Source organism: Dethiosulfatarculus sandiegensis (assembly GCF_000931935.2).
In the GTDB taxonomy this organism is placed as follows: Bacteria; Desulfobacterota; Desulfarculia; order Desulfarculales; family Desulfarculaceae; genus Dethiosulfatarculus; species Dethiosulfatarculus sandiegensis.
In genome coordinates this window covers 45002-66993 of record NZ_AZAC01000023.1, presented here as the reverse complement: position 1 = coordinate 66993, position 21992 = coordinate 45002, and the positions used below count along the sequence as shown (strand labels likewise).

Below are 21992 nucleotides of genomic sequence, written 5' to 3'. Positions count from 1 at the left end.
TAAGCGGTTTGCGGTGTTTGTTGCTGGCAAGCCCCCCCGTAAAGAGAAATAAACAGGTCCGGCGGAGAAACTGGTTTTTGTTCTGAAAATAAGCCTCAAAAAGACATAATTATATATTTTGTAATATATTTTATTAAGAATCATTCTTCTCAGGTGCCATCTTTTTTATTTATACATACCTGCTGCACCTTACTAAAAGACAAATTGACAGGGAAAAATGTCGCCTTGACTTGATCCGTTGATGGAGAAATTGATTTAAGTTTAGTTAAGTGAAAATGCGGTAGACCAAATTTTCGTTAATAATACTTTTGGTAATTGAAAAAAAGTTTGATTTTAAAAATAAAATATACTAATGTTTAGTTAATGGGTAAAACCGGAGGCATCTCTGGATTAACATATTTAAATAGTCTTTTTTTGCGGGTCGTTAGCTGATTCCCGATTTTACGGCTCAAGAGCGTTTAAAGTGGGAGCGTTACTGATTGGAATAATAAAAAAGTTGTACTGTGGCCTTGGTTTGCTGCCTTTACACTCGTTTAATTTTAATAATAAAAAACAACGAAAATAGTTTAAAACTATAGGCAGTAACAATTTTGGGAGTATACTATTAACAAACAGCCTGCTCCATTAACTTATTGCTGTTCAGTGAATTCGTACGCTCTATAATGGCACACTTTTACTTCCTTATTCCTATCTCCTGTTTTTTCTTTGGAGTTACGGCTCTGAATTAAACTGTGCTTTTGGTTTTTTGATAGTCAATAACAATAAAAAACTTTTACAGTTCTAGATTCGTTTGATTTTCGCCGACCTTTAGCTCAAAGGGTCGGTAAAACCAGGCGCGAAGCCTTGCCCTCAGGGAGATAGATCATGAAGAAACGCAGCGTGGCTTTCAGGTTAATGCTGAGTGGGATTTTGGCGGTTTTAATACCACTGGTTGTAGTTGCCGCCACTGGGGTTATCAATGCCACCGACGCTCTGCAAAAACAGGGTTCTTCCCAGGTATCCAATTTAGCCGCTTCTCTGGCAGAGGTGGCCCAAAGTATTCTATCCCAGGAAGTCAAACTCACAAAGGCGGTGGCGACAGACGCCCTTCTGACCAGTGCGGCAGCCAAGGCCGGATCCGAAGGGCGGATGGCCGCTGCTGAGCAGATTGTTTCGGCTAATAACTGGTTGGCAAAATTGGGAAAAACCCTTGGTGACGGTTACGAGAGTATCATTATAACAGACAAAAAAGGTCAGGTAATTGCTGATAGTAAGAACGGTAAAACTACTAATATAAATGTGGGAGAACGTGCTTATTTCAAGGCAGCCATGCAGGGTGATACCACCATTTCCCCCCCTATAAAATCAAAGCTGTCCGGTAATGCGATTGTGGTAATCGCGACTCCTTTGAAAAGTGATGATGGCAGTATCAGCGGAATGCTGGCTACAATTTTGCAGACAACCGAACTCTCAAAGAAAATTACCGCAATCAAGGTTGGCCAAACCGGTTATGCCTGGATGGTGGATCGAAAAGGCGTGGTGGTTGCCCATCCGGTCTCCAAGCATATTTTGGCCCTGAACGCCTCCAACCTGGCCGGTATGGAAGATATAAACAAACGCATGCTGGCCGGAGAAAAGGGAGTTGAAGAATATCTTTTTAACGGGATATCCAAGATCTGTGGTTTCGCTCCTGTGCCCATAACCGGCTGGACTGTGGCCTTTACTCAGGATGTAGATGAGTTCATGGCCCCAGCCTATAATATTCGCAATATTTCTTTACTCATCGGCTTGATTGCCCTTGTGATAACCGTGGTGGGTGTGTTTTTACTGACCCGCTCCATAACCAAACCCATCAGCAACGCCGCCGAGCAACTTGAAGCCGGTTCCAGCCAGGTTGCATCCGCTTCCACCGAGGTGGCACAGTCCGGCCAGTCCCTGGCCGAAGGCACCAGTGAACAGGCGGCCTCCATTGAAGAGACCTCCGCTTCCCTGGAGGAACTCACCTCCATGACCCGGCAGAACGCGGAACACGCCTCTGAGGCCGACAGCCTGATGGGAGCGGTGGGCACCCATACCAAAACTGCTGGCCAGAGTATGAGCCAGATGCGCCAGTCCATGGATGAGATTGCCCAGGCAGGGGAGGAAATTAGCAAAATCATCAAGAGCATAGATGAAATTGCCTTCCAGACTAATCTTTTGGCCCTTAACGCCGCTGTGGAGGCTGCCAGGGCCGGTGAAGCGGGAGCCGGGTTTGCTGTGGTGGCCGATGAGGTGCGCAACCTGGCCATGCGGGCTGCCGAGGCTGCCAAGAACACGGCCGAGTTGATCGCCGGAACCATCACCCGCATCGATCATGGGGTGAACCTGGCCAAGGAAGTGGACGGAGCCTTTTCCGAAGTGGCGGAAAACGCCACCAAGGCAGCGGGATTGGTAAGTGAAATCGCGGCCGCTTCCAGTGAGCAGGCCCAGGGTATTGACCAGATCAACAAGGCGGTTACAGCCATGGATCGGGTAACCCAAAACACGGCTGCCAGCGCTGAGGAATCCGCAGCCGCGGCCGAGGAGCTGAGTGCCCAGTCCGAGGAAATCGCAAGCATTGCCGGTCGCCTGATGAGTGTGGTTTACGGCAGCAAAGGAAGGGCTTCTTCCAGCCCAAGGGTGCCCCGTAGTTCAGCCGGACAGACACCTCATACACCTCAAAAAATGGCCGATTCTGCCCGCCCCAAGGCAAACAAGCCTCCAGCGCCTCCCAAGAAGGCGTCGGCCCTGCCGTTGGATGATGAAGATTTCGCGGATTTTTAAGATTTAATTTGGCCAAATGAAAAGGCAGGGCGTCATGTAAGATGCCCTGCCTTTATTTTCAATTAGAAGTCTTTCTATTCTTCCACTTCCCTTTTAACTCCCAGGGCGGTCTTGTAAAGCAGGGTGAGTATCAGGGCTCCCAATGCGTAGACTCCCACTGCTATTGCTATTTCAAGACCGGTGGGGGTGTAGGGGGTTATCTCGTGCATGGGGTTTGGTATGTAGCCGCCTGCCATCATGCCCAGGCCTTTGTCGATCCAGGTGCAGCCAAAGACCATTACGCAGGCTACGGCGAGTATTTTTTCATTTTGCCTGAATTTCGGAACCACCAAAAGCACTATCGAAGCAAGGCCCATGAGCATGGCCGCCCACATAAAGGGCACCATGGAGTAGTGGCCGTGGAGCCCGAAGTAAAGATAGATGAAGTGATCCATGTGTCCGGGAATTTGGCTGTAAAACACTGTGAAGGCTTCAAGGTAAAAGAAGAACAGGTGCAGGATGATGGCATAGGCCACAATTTTGGCCAGGGTCTGTATGGCTTTTTTACCCGGGTCGAAGCTGGTGAAGCGGCGGATGAAAAGGCCAAGAAGAATCAGGACCGCGGGGCCTGCGGCAAAGGCCGAGGCCAGAAAACGCGGGGCCATGATGGCGGTGAGCCAGTAGCCCCTGCCCGGAAGTCCGGCATACAAAAAGGCTGTGACCGTATGGATCGAGACCGCCCATGGTATGGAAAGATAAATCAAGGGCTTAACCCAGGAGGGCGGGGGAACTTGTTTGCGTTCGGCCTCCAGGGTGGTCCAACCGATGATAAGATTCAAAAACAAATACCCCTGCAACACCACGATATCCCAGAAAAGGATTGAATTCGGCGAGGGGTGCAAAAGGGTGTTTAATACTCGGATCGGTTGGCCTAGGTCAACCAACACAAACAGGATGCACATTATCACGGCTGAGATGGCCAGGAATTCGCCCAGGATGGTTATGCGCCCGAAATCCTTATAGTGATGAAGGTAATAGGGAAGAACCAGCATCACCGCAGATGCGGCTACGCCCACCAAAAAGGTTAGCTGGGCAATATAAAGCCCCCAGGAGACATCCCGGCTCAAACCGGTTACGGCAAGGCCTTCATGGTATTGCACCATGTAGGCTCCGAATCCGGCCGCTATAATCACCAGTAAAAACAGAACCCAGTTCCAGTAGCGTCTGGTCCCTGTGAGTGCCAACTCCAGCATGAGCCTTTCCTCCTTAGGCGGACCATGGCAAGCCCGACGGCCAGGGTCCTGGTTTCAGGCTTTTATCCAAATGGGGTAAGTGAATTTACCAGTCTTGGTTTTCCGGAAACCGTTTGTGATGAATATGGCTTTACTGCCGGAAATCCCGATAATCACATTATTTAACGATCGCCCTTATAGTCGCCGTATATCCTCCCCTTGCCATTAAGCGCGGGCAGTCAAGGGCTTATTCGTTGAATTGCGCCTTATCCTATACCAACTGAAGTAAAAGCACAATAATGGAATTACCGGTCTTCAGCACTTGGTTTAATCCGGCTAAGCCTGGAAAATTCCTGAATGGTTTCGTTGCCGGTGGTGCAGTGTAAAAAGGCCGGAAGGCAAGTCAGGGGTATGAAATCAGGGGTTGACATATGCTCATGTTAGGTATAACTAATAAATTAAATTTACATTAAAAGTATGAAAGCCTTGAAAGTCGGGGGCGCAACCGGTTGATCAGACCTGATTTAGGATGAAAAATCATGATGTTAACTCCCCAAAAAGGTGTCAGTCGTTCCATAAATGACTCATCCTGGGGTTTTTTAAGGGAATTTAACGACCTCTCCCCTGAACAGGTCAGCCATGTCACGCTTGCCCCCAGCCTGGAAATGGTCTTTTTCAGGTGCAGTGCAAAGAATCCCTTGAAACGTGTTTTCCCGCTTTTCCAGTCGCCTTTGATTTTTTCCTTTCAGTTGGCCGGGGTGGGAAAGGCCTGCTTTGAGTTTTCCAGCCTCAGCTCCCGCAAGATTGTATGCAGGCCCGGGACGGTGGTCACCTCCTTTACTCCCGAGGCCACCTGCCGGGCCGAGACTCCCGCTCCCCAGAATATGTGCTTTTTAAATATTTACCTGTCGCCCGCTCAACTGGGGAAGATGTTGGATCAGGATCTCAGTCTGCTGCCCAGGGATCTGCGCAAATTGGTGGAACACCCCAGTCCGGGGGCTTATCTCACGGTCAACCGAATGAGTCTGAAAGCCCGCACGGTGATAGATGAGATATGCAATTACCCGGTTTCCGACGGGTTAAGGCGTCTTTATCTTAAGGGTAAGGCCATGGAGCTGATAGCCTGCCAGTTGCAGGAGGCATTGCCAAAAAGAGAAAGGCCGAAAACCGTAAAATTGTCTTTTCAAGACAAAAGGCGCATAGAGGAAGCCAGGCGGATTTTGCTTTCAGACTTCAGAAATCCGCCCAATCTGGAAGGCTTGGCCCGCCTGGTCGGCATAAACACCACCAAACTCAAGACGGGATTTCGTCAAGCCTATGGGGCCACCGCTTTTGAACTCTTCAGGCAAGCCCGCCTGGAGGAGGCCAGTCGCCTGTTGCTTGAAGGCGAAATGAGCATTACTGAAATAGCCCATGCCCTGGGCTATAGCGACACTTCTCACTTTATCAAGTCTTTTTCAGCTCATTACGGCGCCACACCGGGTAAGTACTCCAAAAACCGCGAACAAATCCTTAAGAGCCCTGCCGTGGCGGGGAAACTCCAAACTTACTAGCCTTTCTTTGATATTCTGGCCTTCAAATACAATTAAGAATTCCTAATGTTCTATGCCTTACCTGCATAAAGAATATACTGCCCCTTGGAAATGGATAATTCTGGATTCTTATCTGCAGTCTCAAAGCTTATGCAATAGGGAGGTGTCAATGTCGGGGAAAAAGTGGTCTGTTTGGGGGGTGGCCTTACTCTGGGCTCTTTGCGTTCTGCCCCTGGCTAATGCCCGGGCGGAACAGCCAGGGAGCAGCCAATCAAAAAAACAGGCTGAAAGCTCGGGTTACGATCTGGAGGGGCTGACCGTTACCGCGGAGAAAAGGGAGTCTTCGGCTCAGGATATTCCGGTGAGCGTTTCGGTTGTTAACCATGCGTCCATTGTAGACAACGGCCTCAAAAATACGGTTGACCTGATGGACCTGGTGCCGAATCTGTATATCACCGACGCAGGCAGCGGCATGGTGACCTACGCCTCCATGCGGGGCATAACCGGGGGCATGATTCAGTTGCCGGCGATCGGTTTTTATGTTGATGACATTTATTATCCAACCCTGAAATACAACCTGGTTGATATTGAAAGGATCGAGGTGCTCAGGGGGCCCCAGGGCACATTGTATGGCCGCGGGGCAGAGGCCGGAGTCATTAACATCATAACCAGAAAACCCGGTGATGAATGGCGAAACAGCCTACGCGCAGAGGTCTCCTCCTTTGACACCTATGATGTTGCCGGTAAGATAAGCGGCCCCCTGGTTAAGAATAAGCTCGGCCTTTCCGCCGCTTTGCATTATCTGGACACCCGGGGTTATCTTGAGAGCAAGATTGACGATGCCGATGACCTGGGCAGTCAGGAAAATTTAGATGGCCGCATCTGCCTGAGGTTCACCCCCACAGACAGGTTGGAGATGGATCTAACCTATGCCTTAATGCGGTATAAACAGCCCAAATACGCACCGTTCTCCCTGCTTGATTCGGACGACCCCCGTAAAAGCATTACCGTTGATTACGAGGGGGACGCAAAAAACGATACAGATTCGCTGGCTTTGCGGGCTGATTATCGCTTTAACAAAATGAGACTGGTTTCCATAACTTCCGCCAGGAAAGATGAACTCAGCGCCAACAATGACGTTGATTTTACCGCCTTTGACCTTATGAGACTGAATATTGATCGGGATCTGGAAAACGTTTCCCAGGAATTACGTCTTTTGTCTGATGACGCAGGCTCCCCTTGGCAGTGGCTGCTCGGCCTTTTCGCCCTTTCCGAGAAAGACAAAAGGAATTACAAAACCTGGATGAATTTTATGAATATGGGCATGGGAATGCCCGGCGAGTATCTGCGCCAGGATAGCGAGACACAAACTACTGCCCTGGCCGGGTTCGGCCAGGTTTCCTATACCTTTGATAATCTGCTGACCGCCACCTTGGGCCTGCGCTATGACAGGGAAGACAAGGATTTTGACTATAACCAGTCTCCCGGCGGGCCGACGCTGGGCTTTATGGGTTATGGCCCCGAACAAGGGGATAACTCAGACACTTTTGACGCCTGGTTGCCCAAGGCCTCTGTAAGTTTGCATTTGTTTGAGAACCTGACGCCCTATGCCAGCGTTTCGCGGGGGTTCAGAAGCGGTGGATTTAATGACAAGGAGGACTTGGGGACTTCATATAAGCCCGAGTTCACCTGGAACTATGAACTTGGCCTTAAGAGCTCTTGGCTGGGCGGGCGCCTCAAGGTGAACACAGCCCTGTTTTACATAGACTGGTCGGATATGCAGGTGGAAGTCTCCACTTTGGACGGAGCGTCGGTTTACATTGACAATGCGGCCAAGGCCTCCAGCCAGGGGGCGGAGCTGGAGATCACCGCCATCCTGGCCCAGGGGCTGGAGCTTGTGGCCGGGGCATCTTATACAGATGCCGCTTATGATGATTACCAAACAGGCACGGAATCCTTTGGCGGTAATAAGGTGATTGATTCTCCGGAATACACCCTGAATCTGGCCGCCACATATCGTTTTGGCGGGGGCTTTTCTGTAAACGCGGGGTATCGGCATTTCGGCAAGATCTATTTTGATCCGGCCAACACCACGGCCCAGGATAATTATGGCCTGGCCCGGCTGAAACTGGGTTATGAGTCAGATACCTTTGACCTTTATCTCTTTTCGCGCAACCTGTTTGATACGGATTATTTCACCCGCGCCTTTGGCAGCGGCGGTGCCTGGTATGGCCGTGCGGGTGCGCCTTTAACCATCGGCGCAGGCTTAAGCATCCGTTTTTAATTTTTAAACAGTTACAACCAGAACCGGCAAGGCTGAAAAGGCCTTGCCGGCGAACTTTGATAAGGATAATTCATGCAAGCCCAAAAAGACTATTCACTTGCAGGCAGGCCCATGGGCGTCAAGGGACGGTTTTTTGCCCAGTTGATGCGTTTTGCCCATAAAAAGGAATACCAGGCGGTGGCCGACGCCCTTGAACTCTCAGGAAAGGACAATCTGTTGGATGTGGGGTGCGGCTCCGGGGAGTTTTTGGCCCTCTGTTCAAAACAGGTGCATAAATCAGCTGGTGTGGACCATTCTCCCGAGATGGTGCATATGGCTGTTAAGCGGAACCGAAAAAGGGTGGAGCAGGGCCTCACCGTGATAAAAGAAGCGGATTCCGCAAGCCTGCCCTGGCCGGAGGGGTCTTTCAGCGCGGCCTCGGGTACAGGCACCTTCATGTTCTGGCCTGAACCGGAAAAGTCCTTGGCCGAAATCAACAGGGTTCTCGAAAACCAGGGTAGGTTGGTTATAAGCCTGGGCTGGAACGCGGAAGACGGTCAAAACCACAGCGACCGGGTGGCAAAGCACGGAATTCGCATTTATTCGGAGAAAGAAATGAAAACCCTTTTCAAGGTGGCGGGCTTTGACCAGGTCATGGTCCATTACGCCAGGGCCTTTATGTGTCCGAGGCTGATGGTTGTAAAGGGGGTAAAAGGATGATGCCTCTCGCCGGTGTTTGTTTGGGGAAAAGCAAGGATTTTGTCTGGTGAAAGAGGCGAATAAATTTTTGGTCCTGGCCTGTCTGTACACCGCCCAGACCATACCGGGGCATTTTGCCACCAACGCCATGCCGGTGATAATGCGTAGTGCAGGGTTTTCCCTTGAGGCTATCGGGTTGACCGGTCTGGTCTCTTTGCCCTGGGCCTTGAAGTTCCTTTGGGCCCCTTTGGTGGACCGTTTTGGAGGCAAAACCCGTCATTACGGCAAATGGATAATCACCTGCCAGGTTTTATTTGCTCTTCTTAGTTTGGCAGCCTCATATTTTAGCCTCGGCTCTGATCTCCAGACGCTTCTGGCCTTGATGACCATATCCTACGCCCTGGCCGCGACTCAGGATGTGGCGGTGGATGCATTTGCCGTACGGGTTTTGTCCCCCCACGAAAGGGCGATGGGCAATGGGGTTCAGACTGCGGGCAACCTGGCGGGAATTGTTTTAGGTTCAAGCGGGGCCCTTGCCCTTTACTATCTTACTTCCTGGCAAAGCACTTTAGTTGTTATGGGGATTGTGATCCTTTTATTGGGCTTGCCGGTTATCCCGGCCGCCGAACCGGCCAAGACCTCGCCCCACAAGGCCGGGTGGGGGGATTTGCTTTCTTTTTTTAAAATGCCCGGCGCAGTAAGGTGGATTCCGGTGATGCTTCCGGTTTTTGCGGGCATATTCAGCGCCATGGCCATGTGCAAGCCCCTGTTGCTGGACCTGGGTTTTCAATGGCAGACGATTTCCCGGCTTTTGGGTCTGATGCCGCTTTTAGGGGTCCCTGCCGCTGTTTTAAGCGGCATATGTATAAAGAGGTGGGGCGCGGCCAAAATTTTTATGCTCGGTGCTTTGATAGCGGTGCTTACCTGCCTCAATCTGGCGGCAGCCTCATTTCCCGCATCCAGCAGAGCTATGGTTGTCTGGGCCTTGGCCGGAATTTACATTTCTTTTGCCATTATCAGCACAGTGCTTAATACGGTTGCCATGTCCTTGGCCAGGTTGGGGAGAGAAGGTACCGATTTTACGGCCTTTTTATCTCTGGCCTTTTTGGGCGGCATGATTGCCATGGGCTTAAGCGGCATGATTGCCCAGAGGTTCGGCTATGCCTTTTTGTTCGCTATGTGCGCAGGGTTATGCCTTTTGCCGGTGGTGGTGTTTACATGCCTGAATCGCAAAGGCCGGGCTTCTTATCACAAACTGATGCCCGGATAAAGACAATTCCTGTGTCTTTAACCTGAAGGCTTGCTAGAATTGGTATTACAGCAATCTTCGAAAAAGGAGCCGCCATGCTCAAGGTCAAAGACATCATGAGTTCAAATGTTATCACTCTTAAACCGGAGACAGAGATCACAGAGGCTGCCAAATTGCTTTTGAAAAACCGCATCAATGGAGCCCCTGTAGTGGATGAAAAGGGCAGACTTTTGGGAATTTTGTGTCAAAGTGATTTGATCGCCCAGCAGAAACGCTTACCTTTACCTTCAATTTTCACTATCTTGGACGGTTATATCTCCTTTACCTCCATGGACCAGATTCAGGCTCAAGTAGACAAGATCGCCGCATCCACGGTTAAACAGGCCATGACCAAAAAACCTGTGACTGTGGGGCCGGAGGACAGCATAGAAGATGTAGCCGGCCTTATGGTGGACAGTAACTACCATACCCTGCCGGTGGAAAAAGACGGTATTTTGTTGGGGGTGGTGGGCAAGGAGGATGTGCTGCGCACCCTTATGCCCAACTAATCGACTTGAGAAGAATTTGAAAAAGCAAGGCCGCCGGGCCTTGCTTTTTTAGCTTGCAGAAAAAGTCCTCCTGGACTTTGTCAGAGGCCACTTGGCAAAAACGCGGTTTTGCCAAGTGGCTCGAATTACTCGTCTTAAGAAATCATCGCAATTCGGCGGGCCGTCCATGGCCCGCGTTCAGGCTGTTTGTCAACAGCCTGAAAAAGCAAGGCTGCCGGGCCTTGCTTTTTTATTCCTGCAAACGGAATTGTCTTGGTGCCTTGCCCCCTTGATTCAGGGCTTTTCCTTGCTTCTGTTGCCCAATCTGGCCAGGATGGCCCTGCCCAGCCCCAGGGTGTTTTCATTATTGCCGCTCCCCCGGGGCGGAGTTCTGCCTGTGATCTCCTGGCTCGGCTCAGGTTCGCCCAAGGGGATTTCCAGATGATATTCTCCCCCTTCCAAATGGGCCTTGAATTTGAGCCCGCTTTTTTCAAACACCTTCATCATGCCTCGGTTGGTGTTCAAGACGTCCGCGGTAAAGGTCTGCACCCCTCTTTCACGGGCCAGTTGGGTCAAAAGGCTTAAGGTAAAGGAAGCTATGCCGAGTCCCTGGTATTTTTCGTCGACAATAAAGGCCACATCCGCAAAGGGACGATTGGGATAACGCGTATAGCGGCCTTCGGCGATGAGTTTCTTTTGCCCCCGTTCAGTGACTATCCCCACAATGGACATGGTGGTCCGGTAGTCAACATTGACATACTCCTGCATCTTGGCATGGGGCATGGAGCGTATGGGGCTGAAATATCTGTAATAAACCGATTCGTCGGAAAAACGGTAAAACAGCCTGCGCATCTCTTCCTCATCCGAGGGGCGTATGGCCCGGAAATGCACAGAGACCTGGTTTTTAAAGACATGGTCTAAGGATATCTCAGAGGGATAGAGATGGGCGGATTCGGCCAGGAAGATCTGGTCCGGAAAAATCATGTTCCTGGCCTTGGCCTCTTCCACCAGTTCGCTTCTGTCTTCGGGGTGGGCGATATCAATAAGGGCCTGGGCCCTTTCCCGCACGGTGCGTCCGTCCAAGGTGGCTACTCCAAATTCGGTGGCCACCATGTGAACCGCTTCCCGCATGGTGAATATATTGGGGTAGTCGCTTATGGAAACCTTTATGTTGGGTTCGTTTTTAAGGTTGCGGCTGGGCAGGGCGAATATGGTGAAACCGCCGGGGGAGAGTTCGGCTCCGTTAATAAAATCCATGCCTTCTCCCGGTCCCGCAGTGACGTTGCCCTTACCCACGTGCAGGGCCACCCGGCCGGTGAGCCCCACCTTGCGGGCCGGAAAAACCGCCACGAATTTCCTGTTCTGACCGATTCCCATGGGATGGAAGACCTTATCCATGCCCTGGAACTCCACCAGCGGGTTCTTATTGAGCCAGGATAAAAGCTCCTTGGTGCCCATGGCGTAGGAGACCAGGCATTTACCCCTGAATATACCCTTGGCCCGGTTGGTCACCGCCCCGGACTTGACCAGATCCATAAGGGCGTCTGTAAAGACTGGCGTATGCAGTCCCAGGTTTTTCTTGCACATAAGATGCTTGGCCAGGGCTTCGAAAAGAGGGCCTATGGAAAAGGCCAGGCAACTGCCGTCCTCAATTACGGAGGCCACATTTGCCGCCACTTTGTTGTACACATCGCCTACCGGCCAGCGGGGAAAATAAAGCGGCGGTTCAGTGGATTCCACCAGGTAGTCCAGCTCATCCACAGAGACAAAGGTGTCGCCAAAGGTCACAGGCACCTTGGGGTTGATCTCTCCCACCACCAGGCTGGCCCGGCTCATTGCCTGGCGGGCCACGTCCACTGCCATGCCCAGGCTTGCATAGCCTGACTCATCCGGCGGGCTGATCTGAACAAAAGCCGCGTCTATCGGTATCTGGCCTGTGTGGATCAAGCTGGGTATCAGGGAAAAGCGGCTGGGAATCAAGTCCACCTTGCCCGAGGTAATGGCCTCTCCCGCCACCCAACCGGAGAAAAAGGTTTTAAGCCTGAATTTTTTGGCCACTGCCTCGCCTGCGCCCACCGCTTCGCCGAAACTCAAAAGCTGAATGAGTTCCAGGTCCTGGAGGTTGCCGTCATCACTCTCCATGAGATGCTTGATCATGGTGCGGGGCTCTGCCGCACCAGTGCTGACAAAGATACTCATGCCGGGTTCCAGTTTTTTCAGAACCGTTTCCGGGCTGACGATCTTTTTTTTCCAGGGAGGTATGTTTTTCTTGGCCATTTTCGCACCCCTGGGCAAAATGGAAAAACCTTTTATCCTTAATTGGGCTAAAGCCTTTGAAGTCAGCGGCCGACCTGTTGTCCTTGACAAAGGATAGTATGCCGGTGTTTATGTGTCCAGCCAAACCTGAATTACGGTTCATGCCCTAGAGATAAGTATATGGGAGAGGAAGAGGCGGTGAATACAGAAAAAAAATTAGCCGAGTGTCTTGATGCCAACGATCTGGTTTTAATGGAGGCGGCGGTGATAGAGAGCCTGCGCAGAGGCGGGGTGGAACTACATCCAAGCCTGGAGAACGCCCTTTTGGTAACAGAGCCAGGTGGTCGGGCTGCATTAAAAAAATTGTATAAGGGATTCGTGGATCTGGCAGTGGGGCATAATCTGCCGATATTGTTGGCCACCCCCACCTGGAGGGCCAATCCCGAACGCCTGGCCGGAGAGGGCCTTTCGGTTGATTTCAATGCCGAGGCAGCCGGCTTTTTACTCAAACTGCGTGAAGAATACGGCCAAAGGGCGGACAAGGTGCTGATCGGCGGTCTTATGGGTTGTAAAAACGACAGCTACCGGCCCGAAGAAGGGCTTGACCAAAAAGAAGCCTTTTTATTTCACGAACCCCAGGCCAGGGCGCTGGCGGGTTCCGGGGTTGATTATCTCATGGCCGCCACCTTGCCTTGCTTAAATGAAGCCCTGGGCATGGCTCAGGCCCTTTCCCGCACCGGTCTGGAATATATAATCAGTTTTGTAATTAATTCTCAGGGAAGGATTCTGGACGGAACCAGCCTGGATGAGGCCTTTGCAACCATTGATCGGAAAACGGGTCCCCAGAAGCCCTTGGGATTCATGATCAACTGTGCCCATCCCAGTTTTCTTAAGCCAAAGGAGATGATGCCAAAAAACTTGGCCAGGCTCATGGGATACCAGGCCAATGCCTCGTCTTTGGATCATGACCAACTGGATAACGCCAAGTCCCTTGAGTCTGATGACCTTAAGGCTTGGGTCAGGGGAATGCTCGACTTGAATATGGAACACGGCATAAACATATTGGGCGGTTGTTGCGGCACTACAAGTGACCACCTGAAGGAATTGATACTTCAATATAAAAAAACAACGACTTGATTCAGGAGGCCTTTTGCCTGGTCAAGTGAGAGACATAGAGATCATGAATCGAAGAGGCCCGGCTTGTTTTCCTTTCAAAATTCAACATTTTTTTCAATACGGCCTTTAGGTCCGAATAATCGCTTTCAAGGGATGTGAAATAACTGGGCTTTAACAAAAGGGCCTTTCCCACCTGCCCTGCGGTCAATTCCGGAAGAACCAGTATCACCTTGTAATCGGCCAACAAAGGCGTCAGATAAAGGGCCCGGTCCAGTTCGCGGGGAGTTTTAAGCACCAAAAGGGCAATCATGGTGTTGCCCAGTGGTTTTTTTAACCTTGCCTCCAGTTCTTCAAGGTTGCTGTACTCCTCCACCTTTGTCTGGGAGGAAACCTTAAGCGCCGGGAAACTCAGCTTTTGGTAAAAAAGTTTCGGTTCTTGACTATAGAGAATAAAGAGCATCTTGGCACCTGCCTTAGGGAATTGGGTCGCTTTGGATCTGTAACAGCAAAAAATGTGCCTGAAGGCAGTATATGGCAGATATGCTCTAACTATCGGGTGGTTACTGGTTCGGGGCTTGGGCCGGGTGGCTAAAGATATTTATATTTATCCGGAAGTTCCGTACGAGGTTCGCATATACCGGATTTTCAGGACCCTTGACGGGAGATGCCGTATTTTTTCAGGCGGTCGTATAGGGCCGTGCGCCCCAGGCCGGAGATGGTTAAAGCCTGTTTCAGGTCGCCTTGGGTGCGGTTCATAAGCTCGGCTAAATACCATTTTTCCAATTTGGCGGTCTCGGAGTTGATCAGTTCAGCCAACCTTGGCAGATGCCCGTCTTTTTCATTGGGGAGGTCTTCCTGGTTTTGGGGGGCGGGCAGGTGGGTTGCCAAAGAGGCCCTGACCAGGGAGATGCGCATTGCCTCCGGCAAATGGCGTTCAAACAAGGTGGGAGAGTCGCCGGCCGCGATAATGGAGTGCTCCAAGGCGTTGATCAGCTCCCTGACGTTTCCCGGCCAGGAGTAGGTTTGCAATAAATCCACAAATGAGTGGCTGAAACCCTTGGTTTTGATGCTGTAACGTTCGCAAAGGCGGGCAATATGCATAACCGCGATTTCTTTAATATCGTCTTTTCGCTCACGCAGTGAGGGCAGGGGAATAACCAAAGACTGCAACCTGTAGAGCAGGTCCTTGCGGAAAGATGCATCCTCGCTCATGTCCTGCAGCCTGCGGTTGGTTGCCGCCACCAGGCGAAAATCGCTTTTAACTTCCTTTTGATTGCCGACCGGCCGGAAACTGCGTTCCTGCAACACCCTTAAAAAGGATTTTTGCACGTTCAAAGGCAGCTCGCCCACCTCATCAAGAAAAAGGGTGCCTTGGTCCGCCTGTTTGATCAGGCCCGCCTGAGTGCGGTCCGCGCCGGTAAAGGCCCCCCGGTCATGACCAAAGAGGATGCTTTCAACCAGAGTTTCGGGCAGGGCCGCACAGTCGAGCACCACAAAGGGCTCCTGGCTGCGGCTGCTGTTCTCATGTATGGCCCTGGCAAAGAGTTCTTTTCCGGTGCCTGTTTCCCCCTGGATCAGGACATTCATTTCGCTGGCCGAGGCCTGGGCCAGAAGATCGTAGCATTTGAGCATTTTGGGGCTGTTGCCCACAATGCCGGGGCGCTTCAGCGCCACCATCGGTCTGGTGGAGGCCTTTTCCCGGCGGTATTGCAGCACCCTGTTCAATATCAAGGGAATGTCGGATAGAGAATTGCCTTTTTCAAGATAATCCCAGGCCCCGCTTTTGATAGCCAACTCGGCTCCGTCGGGATCTCCCTGGCCGGTCATGATTATCACTTCGGGACAGCTTTGCGCGTTGCGCAGGCTCGGCAGGGCCATGAGGCCATTGCCGTCGGGCAGACATACGTCCAGGAATATGACCTCGTAACTTCCCTTTTGAGCAGCGCTTAGACCACCGGCAAGATCAGTGGCGCAGCTGGCCTCGTGCCCCAGCCTGCTTAAGCGTTCAGTCAAGAGGTCGCAGATGGCTTGATCATCATCGATGATAAGGATTTCTGACATTTGTATTTTGCCTGATTGTCTAGGGTTTAACCTGGCTGATCCGGCAATAAGAAAACCTACAATCACTCGGATGTAAGTCTGGTATGATTTAATTGTAATGAGTTAATCTTTTGCGGGCAAGGCCATTGTTAACCTTCGGGTTCGGATTCCTGCTTGCTTTCCTGTTCGGAAAAGCCCTTTAAATAGGAATTTTGCAGGTTGTGCATGCGGGTGGATATATTGCTGATGTGCTTGTGAACCAACTCCCGGGCCAAGTCCTGGTCACGGGCGCAGAGTGCGGCGTGAATAGCCATGTGTTCCTGGGGTTGATGCAAAACCTTGTTTTGAGGGCAAATGGATTCCAGAAAGGTTTCCGTAAAGTCCATGATGCTGTCCAGCAGCACTGAAAATAAAGGGTTTCCGCAGGCGCGTCCTATGAATCGGTGGAATTTGGAGTTAAGCCTGATCTGATCCCTGGGGTTGGTTACGTCGGCATATTCCTGTGCAATTTCAGCCAGCCCATCCAACTGCTCCAGGGTGGCGTGGGTGGCGGCCAGTCGTCCAATTTCAGGTTCCAGAAACAGGCGGGTGGCCACCAGGTTGTCTATGCTGATTTTTCCCAGTCTGATCAGGTCCGAGATGTTTTCCGCAAAGCTTAAGTTATCCAGGTCGCAGACAAAGGCTCCGCCTTTGGTGCCTCGGCGTATCTCTAGAAATCCTAAAGATTGTAAGGACTTATATGCTTCCCTTACCACGGGGCGGCTGACCCCCAATTGTTCGGCCATCTCCACCTCGCTGGGTAAAACCTCGCCGGAACGGTATTCCCCTGCAAAAATGGCCTTTTTAATCCGATCCACCACTTCTTCGTAAAGGCTGGGTATTCTTCTAATTTTTTGGATGGTCACGGACAATTTCAAGTCTCCCGGGGGAATATGCCAGAAAAAATAAGAACTCGGATCAAAGGTCCGCGTTCAAGATGTTATATTGGATAAATAATCATTTCAAACGGTTGACGCTTTTTTTCTGGCCAGTAAGATTAATATCCAAAGCTTTTTTAGCAAATTCATTTTATCAAAAGGCAAAACCTCTTACCAACTATATGTGGGGTGAGGCAGGTCATGTTCGCCTTGCCCAGGCAAATGTTAAAGAGGATTTCAATAAGGTTCAAATAGGGCATACATAACACGCTTGAGCCAAATTCCCTGAAAACACTTTTTTGTTTTAAGGCCCTGGCCAAACCAGCGCCTCCAGCCTTCCAGTGGCGTTAAGGCTTTTGGTTGTGATCCTTTTTTGGGGCAGGCTGATTGGCCAACAACCAGTTGAGAAAAGGCCGCTGTTGGGTGCCCATAACGGGTTTTACGACATCCGCTTAGTTCGGACAGATGAGTGTGTCTTTAAAAAGGTCAATAAAAAACACCTAAACAGGATCTGAGAGACGTGAGCACCCAATCAAGCAGGCATCAGCCCCGGCCCAACCATGGCCTTGCATCTTCAGCCAAGCAAAAGCAAGTTAACCGTCCAGCACCCGGGAACGGCCCCGGCAGGTATCGCTGGGTTGTGTTTTCCACCTTGGCGGTGGCTTACCTTTTCGTGTATTTCCACAGACTCTCACCAGCCGTGATAGCGGTCGAGATGATGGCCGACTTAAAGGTTGGAGCTACTGCCATGGGGGCATTGGCCGCGGCCTATTTTTACGCCTACGCAGTGATGCAGATCCCTGTGGGTATGTTAAGCGACTCTTGGGGGCCGCGCCGCTCAATCACCCTGTTTTTCGGTTTGGCGGCAGTGGGCTCCATTGTTTTCGGACTGGCGGACAGTCTGTTGTGGGCAATTGTTGGGCGCACCCTGGTGGGCCTGGGGGTGGCCATGGTTTTTGTGGCTACTTTAAAAATCCTTACTTCGTGGTTTTCAGCAACCGAGTTTGCCAAAATGACCGGGCTGATAATGGCGGTTGGGGGGATAGGTGTTTACACCTCGTCCGATCCCCTGGTCTTTTTAAGCGACTTGCTGGGTTGGCGGGGATGCTTTTTGGCCATAGGGGCATTATCCATGCTTCTCACCGGTTGCATCTGGTTTTTTGTGCGCAACACCCCGGAAGAGATGGGACTTCCATCGGTGAGTTCCTTGCGGATCGAACCCAAAGAACAAAGTATCCGGGAACTTTGGCAGGGGGTGGTCCAGGTCTGTAAAACACCCGCCTTTTGGCCTTTGGCCATATGGAATTTATTGACCAACGGCATTTTCTTCAGCTTTGGCGGCCTATGGGGAGGCCCTTACCTGCAACAGGTGTATGGGCTCAGCAAGTCTCAGGTGGGCGGCATACTGTCCATGATTGCCTTGGGCTTGATCCTGGGCGCTCCTGCCTTGAGTTATCTTTCAGATAAGGTGTTGGACTCCCGCAAAAAGGTTTTGATCGGCGCCAGTTCCATTAATGTTTTTTTGATGTTTTTGCTCACCTTTTTTATAGACAGCCTGCCGGTTTGGGTTTTTTATCTTTGGTTTGTCATCTTTGGCTGTTCCGCGGCCTCCATTGCCGTTATGTGCGTCACCACGGTGAAAGAACTTTTCCCTCTGCATTTGGCCGGGACTGCAACCGGTGTGGTGAATGTATTCCCCTTTTTGGGGGCTTCTCTACTGCAACCGCTGGTCGGCTGGGTTTTGGAGTGGCGGTCCGGAGCGGCCCAGGCCTTTACCACTGAGGCCTATGGCAGCGCATTTTTAATTTATCTGGCAGGTTTTGCCATAGCCTTGGTTTCAATCTGCCTGGCAAGGGATACTCACCCGCAGTCGTATAATGTTTAAATGATAAGAATCTACTGGACGATACAAAAAAAAACCTTTTTAGGCACATATATATTGACAAATACTATAGGCTTTTTTAATCTATCACTTATCTGTAGGTATAGTGGCCGAATTGCCCTTCAGGGATGGTGTGGCGGTTTGGTCATAAAAAAATAATGAGAAAAAGCCAAACCCGTCGTGAGGCGGGGACGGAAAGCCAACGGATCTTTAATTTAAAGATGGCCGGGTTGCCTCCAAATCGGCGGCCCGGATTTTTGTTTTTCAGCCAAGGTCGGTTAGGGGGGCAAAAACAAGCCGCGCATTTGAGAGGTAGTCATGCGTAGAAACATCATCGTTTCAATTTTTGCGACCTTGGCTTTGCTTGTGGTCACTCCATTGGCCGCGCAGGCGGTGCAGATGGATGTGGCCTATACTATGGGCAGTAATGTTTCCTACAATTTGAACGGCACCTATGACTCAGGCAGCACCGCCCAATTTGATGTCACCCTTAAGAATTACACTTCCGGTGGCGGAGACTTTAACGCTATCGGATATTGTGTGGACTTGAGCAATTCAATAGACACGGGCACCTATAACGTGGGCAACCTGCAGACCTTTGGATCGTTTAACCAGAACCAGAAAGAAGCGGCCTGGTTAATCCATCAATTTGCGCCCGGGCTTGGCAATAGCACAGGTAATTATAGTTTGAGTACAACCATTGCGGCTTTGCAGTCGGCAGTCTGGAGCATTGTCTATGACACCGGCAGCAGCAGATTTGATATTGGTTCGGGTAATTTTTACCTGACCTACAACACTAATTACTGGATCCGGCAACTGGCCCAGTCCATGTTGAACGCCTTGCCCACCAAATACGGCGGCGTCATTGGTCTTGACAGCATTACCTGGTCTGCCAATGCCAAGGATGTCTACAAGATGGACTCCGAGAGCAGGGCCCAGGAACTCATGTTGGCCAGCAAGTCCGTACCTTCCACAGTGCCCGAACCAGGCACCATGATTCTCTTTGGCTCCGCCCTGTTCGGTGCGGGCGTAGTGCGCCGCCGTAAGAACAAAAAGGGCAAGGTTGCCAAGGCTTGAACCTGATTTAGAACAAAATTGATTAATAAAGAGCCGCCTTCCAAAAGGCGGCTCTTTTTTTGCGGGCCAAGGATACACCCCTGAAAAATCGTTGATTTTTTGGGGACCCCGAATGAACACCCCTAAAACGCTAGGCGTTTTGGGGACCCCGAATGAACACCCCTAAAACGCTAGGCGTTTTGGGGACCCCGAATGAACACCCCTAAAACGCTAAGCGTTTTGGGGACCCCGAATGAACACCCGCCGAATTGCGAGACCATTAGGCGAGTAATTCGAACCAGTTAGAAAAAATTGTCTTTGTTGACTGGCCTCTACCGAAGTCCAGGAGGACCTTGGCCGCAAGTAATAGTTGCTGCCTTTTTAAATGGCGGCTCTTTTTTTGCTCATGATTCAAGGGCCCGATAAAATCCCTTGGGCTGGAGTTCTCGGGCAGGATAGCCTCGCCTCACCAAATGACTTCTTATATCCAGACATAGGGCGCATTTATTTAAATAGGCCCCCTGGGGTTCAAAGTCGGCTTCCTTTTGAGCTAAATCAAAAAGCCCTGCAATTCCCTTAGCTGCTAAAACACCTAAAACAGGAAAGTCGTTTTGGGAGAGAGTAGAACCCAAAAGCTCCATGCCAAGGGCCAGGCCTGTGCAAAGGCCGGGCAGGTAATTGCCATACGGGTCAATATGAAAATGGGAGACATCAAAGAGTTCAGGACAAGGAAGGGTGTCTTCCAAAATAGATTCCAGGGGTTTTGGGGGCCATAGCGAATTGTAGGTCAAAGCGGCCCTGCCCCCCATGTGAACCCAATAGCGGCCGGGCAGGGCAGCCAGGTAATCCTCGCCGAATTTTCTCATGTATTCCTCAGGGCCGTGAGTGCTTTCCACATCCAATGACCTGATTTCTGGGATAAAATCAGCTATCCAGGGAAACACTCTGAGATCGGTTTCTTCACATGCCCTGATTACGCCGAGCACCTTGGCAAAGGGGATGAATTGGTTGTGAAAAGGGCTTATGGATACTAAAAGCGTTGTCAGCCCTTTTTGCCTCAAATTGCCCAAGATTCGACAGGCTGTTTCATGGTCGGTAAACCAGGCTGAGTTGGTCTCCACATAATCCACCTTAACCCCGGCGTCTCCGGCCGCCTCGATCACCCTGGCCAGGCCTTTGAAATTAAGGAAAGGCTCTCCTCCGCCAATATGCATGGAACCGGCTCCCAACCGGGACGCTTGCCTGAAACAGGCAAGAGCGGTCTCATAATCAATATACTGCCAGGATCGTTCAGGCCCGCAGGCATAAAGGCAATGGGCGCATTTTGAGGGGCACTTGTAGTTGGTAATCAATCCTCCGCTTAAAAGGCGGCCGGGGGCCTTAAAGGTTTGCATGACTCCCCTTTGTAATGGTTTTACGATGGAATTATTTTTCAACCTATTGGGATGGGTGTCAAATTATAACTTTCTTGAAATTATTTTTTGCTAATACATAAATTTTTTTCCTTTACAATAATTAAAGGCGCTTCCAAATGCCTTTCTATACCCTTGATCTTTGTGGTCAAGGATGTTTTTTGCTTAAATTACCAAAGATTAAGCCCAGAATAGTTAATTTGCGGGCTTGGAAAGGTTGGTTTTCAGTGGAGGTAATTCAAGGCTGGTTGACTCTCTATGGCTTAAAAGTGGCTGGGGCCCTGGCCATTTTGGTTCTAGGTCTTTGGGCGGCAAAATTTATGACAAAGGCCATTCAAAAGGCAATGAAAAAGGGCAATATGGATCAAACCCTGGTCTCGTTTGGGGGCAAACTGACCAAGTTTTTCCTGATCGTTATTGTGATCATGGCAGCCCTCAATCAACTGGGCTTTGAGACCACCTCTCTTATCGCGGTTTTGGGTGCGGCCAGTTTGGCTGTGGGCCTGGCTCTGCAATCCAACCTTTCCAGTTTGGCCGCCGGAATAATGATCCTTATCTTCAGGCCTTTTAACCTGGGGCAGGTCATAGAAACCAACGGCATGGTCGGCACGGTGGAATCAATAGGCATAATGCAGACAATCCTGAAGTGTGCGGACGGGCGCACGGTTATCCTGCCGAACACCAAGGTTTTTGGGGACCGTTTGATTAATTATTCGGTCAGGGATGTGATGCGGGCCGATCTGGTGGTGGGCATAGGTTATGACGATGATATAGAAAAGGCCAAAGAGGTTTTGAACCGCTTGGTCGAGGGATATGAAAGGGCCAAAAAAGATCCTCCCCCCCAGGTGTTTGTACTGGAGCTGGCCGACAGCAGTGTTAATTTGGCGGTGCGAGTCCATGTGGATAAGGATGATTACTGGAAGGCCAAATGGGATCTTTCAGAGATGATAAAGCTTGAGTTTGACAAGCAGGGAATCGGTATTCCTTTCCCGCAGATGGATGTGCACATGAAAAAGGAAGAACAGGCCGCTTGAGGCTGATTGTTATAACA

General features: G+C 50.7%; 16 protein-coding genes and 1 riboswitch. Of the genes, 10 read left to right on the top strand and 6 right to left on the bottom strand.

Annotated elements, in window-relative coordinates:
- Positions 1-864 precede the first annotated feature (864 nt).
- Positions 865-2781 carry a methyl-accepting chemotaxis protein gene (locus X474_RS26535; protein ID WP_052515269.1) on the top strand — a complete coding sequence of 639 codons (1917 nt, stop codon included), beginning with the start codon at positions 865-867 and terminating at the stop codon, positions 2779-2781.
- Positions 2782-2855: 74 nt separating this feature from the next.
- Here X474_RS26535 and dsrP read toward each other — a convergent pair whose 3' ends face one another.
- Positions 2856-4013: a sulfate reduction electron transfer complex DsrMKJOP subunit DsrP gene (gene dsrP, locus X474_RS15410; protein WP_044350145.1), complete on the bottom strand. Its 1158-nt coding sequence runs from the start codon at positions 4011-4013 to the stop codon at positions 2856-2858.
- Between the two features lie 518 nt (positions 4014-4531).
- Here dsrP and X474_RS15405 point away from each other — a divergent pair.
- The 5 genes from X474_RS15405 to X474_RS15385 all read left to right on the top strand — a co-directional run bounded on the left by X474_RS15405 (position 4532) and on the right by X474_RS15385 (position 10283).
- Positions 4532-5545: a helix-turn-helix transcriptional regulator gene (locus X474_RS15405; RefSeq protein WP_052515268.1), complete on the top strand. Its 1014-nt coding sequence runs from the start codon at positions 4532-4534 to the stop codon at positions 5543-5545.
- Positions 5546-5693: 148 nt separating this feature from the next.
- Positions 5694-7808: a TonB-dependent receptor gene (locus X474_RS15400; protein ID WP_052515267.1), complete on the top strand. Its 2115-nt coding sequence runs from the start codon at positions 5694-5696 to the stop codon at positions 7806-7808.
- A 72-nt stretch (positions 7809-7880) separates the two neighbouring features.
- Entirely contained in the window at positions 7881-8507 is a 627-nt protein-coding gene (locus X474_RS15395; protein WP_052515266.1) for a class I SAM-dependent methyltransferase, read from the top strand.
- Between the two features lie 46 nt (positions 8508-8553).
- Positions 8554-9756, top strand: a complete 1203-nt coding sequence (locus X474_RS15390; protein ID WP_197282139.1) for an MFS transporter — start codon at positions 8554-8556, stop codon at positions 9754-9756.
- 74 nt (positions 9757-9830) lie between these two features.
- Positions 9831-10283: a CBS domain-containing protein gene (locus X474_RS15385; protein ID WP_044350143.1), complete on the top strand. Its 453-nt coding sequence runs from the start codon at positions 9831-9833 to the stop codon at positions 10281-10283.
- 273 nt (positions 10284-10556) lie between these two features.
- Here the strand turns inward: X474_RS15385 and X474_RS15380 are convergent, their stop codons facing one another.
- The gene (locus X474_RS15380; RefSeq protein ID WP_082464407.1) at positions 10557-12539 is read right to left on the bottom strand and encodes a GNAT family N-acetyltransferase; all 1983 of its coding nucleotides are present in this window, start codon (positions 12537-12539) and stop codon (positions 10557-10559) included.
- 177 nt (positions 12540-12716) lie between these two features.
- On the opposite strand from X474_RS15380, the gene X474_RS15375 reads away from it, so the two are divergent.
- Positions 12717-13655, top strand: a complete 939-nt coding sequence (locus X474_RS15375) for a homocysteine S-methyltransferase family protein (RefSeq protein WP_197282138.1) — start codon at positions 12717-12719, stop codon at positions 13653-13655.
- A gap of 1 nt (position 13656) precedes the next feature.
- Here the strand turns inward: X474_RS15375 and X474_RS15370 are convergent, their stop codons facing one another.
- The 3 genes from X474_RS15370 to X474_RS15360 all read right to left on the bottom strand — a co-directional run bounded on the left by X474_RS15370 (position 13657) and on the right by X474_RS15360 (position 16579).
- The gene (locus tag X474_RS15370; RefSeq protein WP_044350141.1) at positions 13657-14094 is read right to left on the bottom strand and encodes a hypothetical protein; all 438 of its coding nucleotides are present in this window, start codon (positions 14092-14094) and stop codon (positions 13657-13659) included.
- A gap of 185 nt (positions 14095-14279) precedes the next feature.
- The gene (locus tag X474_RS15365) at positions 14280-15695 is read right to left on the bottom strand and encodes a sigma-54-dependent transcriptional regulator (protein WP_044350140.1); all 1416 of its coding nucleotides are present in this window, start codon (positions 15693-15695) and stop codon (positions 14280-14282) included.
- Positions 15696-15823: 128 nt separating this feature from the next.
- Complete coding sequence (locus X474_RS15360; protein ID WP_231688341.1) at positions 15824-16579, bottom strand: FadR/GntR family transcriptional regulator; 756 nt, start codon at positions 16577-16579, stop codon at positions 15824-15826.
- Positions 16580-17111: 532 nt separating this feature from the next.
- Here X474_RS15360 and X474_RS15355 point away from each other — a divergent pair.
- Positions 17112-18476 carry an MFS transporter gene (locus X474_RS15355; RefSeq protein WP_052515264.1) on the top strand — a complete coding sequence of 455 codons (1365 nt, stop codon included), beginning with the start codon at positions 17112-17114 and terminating at the stop codon, positions 18474-18476.
- Between the two features lie 155 nt (positions 18477-18631).
- Positions 18632-18711, top strand: a riboswitch (cyclic di-GMP riboswitch).
- A gap of 80 nt (positions 18712-18791) precedes the next feature.
- On the top strand, positions 18792-19550 hold the full coding sequence (locus X474_RS15350; RefSeq protein WP_044350139.1) for a PEP-CTERM sorting domain-containing protein: 759 nt from the start codon (positions 18792-18794) through the stop codon (positions 19548-19550).
- Positions 19551-19933: 383 nt separating this feature from the next.
- Here the strand turns inward: X474_RS15350 and X474_RS15345 are convergent, their stop codons facing one another.
- A complete protein-coding gene (locus X474_RS15345; protein ID WP_044350138.1) occupies positions 19934-20923 on the bottom strand; it encodes a radical SAM protein in 990 nt (329 codons plus the stop codon).
- A 245-nt stretch (positions 20924-21168) separates the two neighbouring features.
- Here X474_RS15345 and X474_RS15340 point away from each other — a divergent pair, with 245 nt between their 5' ends.
- Positions 21169-21975: a mechanosensitive ion channel family protein gene (locus X474_RS15340; protein ID WP_044350201.1), complete on the top strand. Its 807-nt coding sequence runs from the start codon at positions 21169-21171 to the stop codon at positions 21973-21975.
- The last annotated feature ends 17 nt before the right edge of the window (positions 21976-21992 follow it).

Excerpts from the sequence above, each read along its gene's own strand:
- X474_RS15365 (WP_044350140.1), bottom strand. The coding sequence starts at position 15,695 with ATGTCAGAAATCCTTATCATCGATGATGATCAAGCCATCTGCGACCTC.
- X474_RS15405 (WP_052515268.1), top strand. The coding sequence starts at position 4,532 with ATGATGTTAACTCCCCAAAAAGGTGTCAGTCGTTCCATAAATGACTCA.
- X474_RS15400 (WP_052515267.1), top strand. The coding sequence starts at position 5,694 with ATGTCGGGGAAAAAGTGGTCTGTTTGGGGGGTGGCCTTACTCTGGGCT.
- X474_RS15350 (WP_044350139.1), top strand. The coding sequence starts at position 18,792 with ATGCGTAGAAACATCATCGTTTCAATTTTTGCGACCTTGGCTTTGCTT.
- X474_RS15395 (WP_052515266.1), top strand. The coding sequence starts at position 7,881 with ATGCAAGCCCAAAAAGACTATTCACTTGCAGGCAGGCCCATGGGCGTC.
- X474_RS15345 (WP_044350138.1), bottom strand. The coding sequence starts at position 20,923 with ATGCAAACCTTTAAGGCCCCCGGCCGCCTTTTAAGCGGAGGATTGATT.
- X474_RS26535 (WP_052515269.1), top strand. The coding sequence starts at position 865 with ATGAAGAAACGCAGCGTGGCTTTCAGGTTAATGCTGAGTGGGATTTTG.
- dsrP (WP_044350145.1), bottom strand. The coding sequence starts at position 4,013 with ATGCTGGAGTTGGCACTCACAGGGACCAGACGCTACTGGAACTGGGTT.
- X474_RS15380 (WP_082464407.1), bottom strand. The coding sequence starts at position 12,539 with ATGGCCAAGAAAAACATACCTCCCTGGAAAAAAAAGATCGTCAGCCCG.
- X474_RS15385 (WP_044350143.1), top strand. The coding sequence starts at position 9,831 with ATGCTCAAGGTCAAAGACATCATGAGTTCAAATGTTATCACTCTTAAA.
- X474_RS15370 (WP_044350141.1), bottom strand. The coding sequence starts at position 14,094 with ATGCTCTTTATTCTCTATAGTCAAGAACCGAAACTTTTTTACCAAAAG.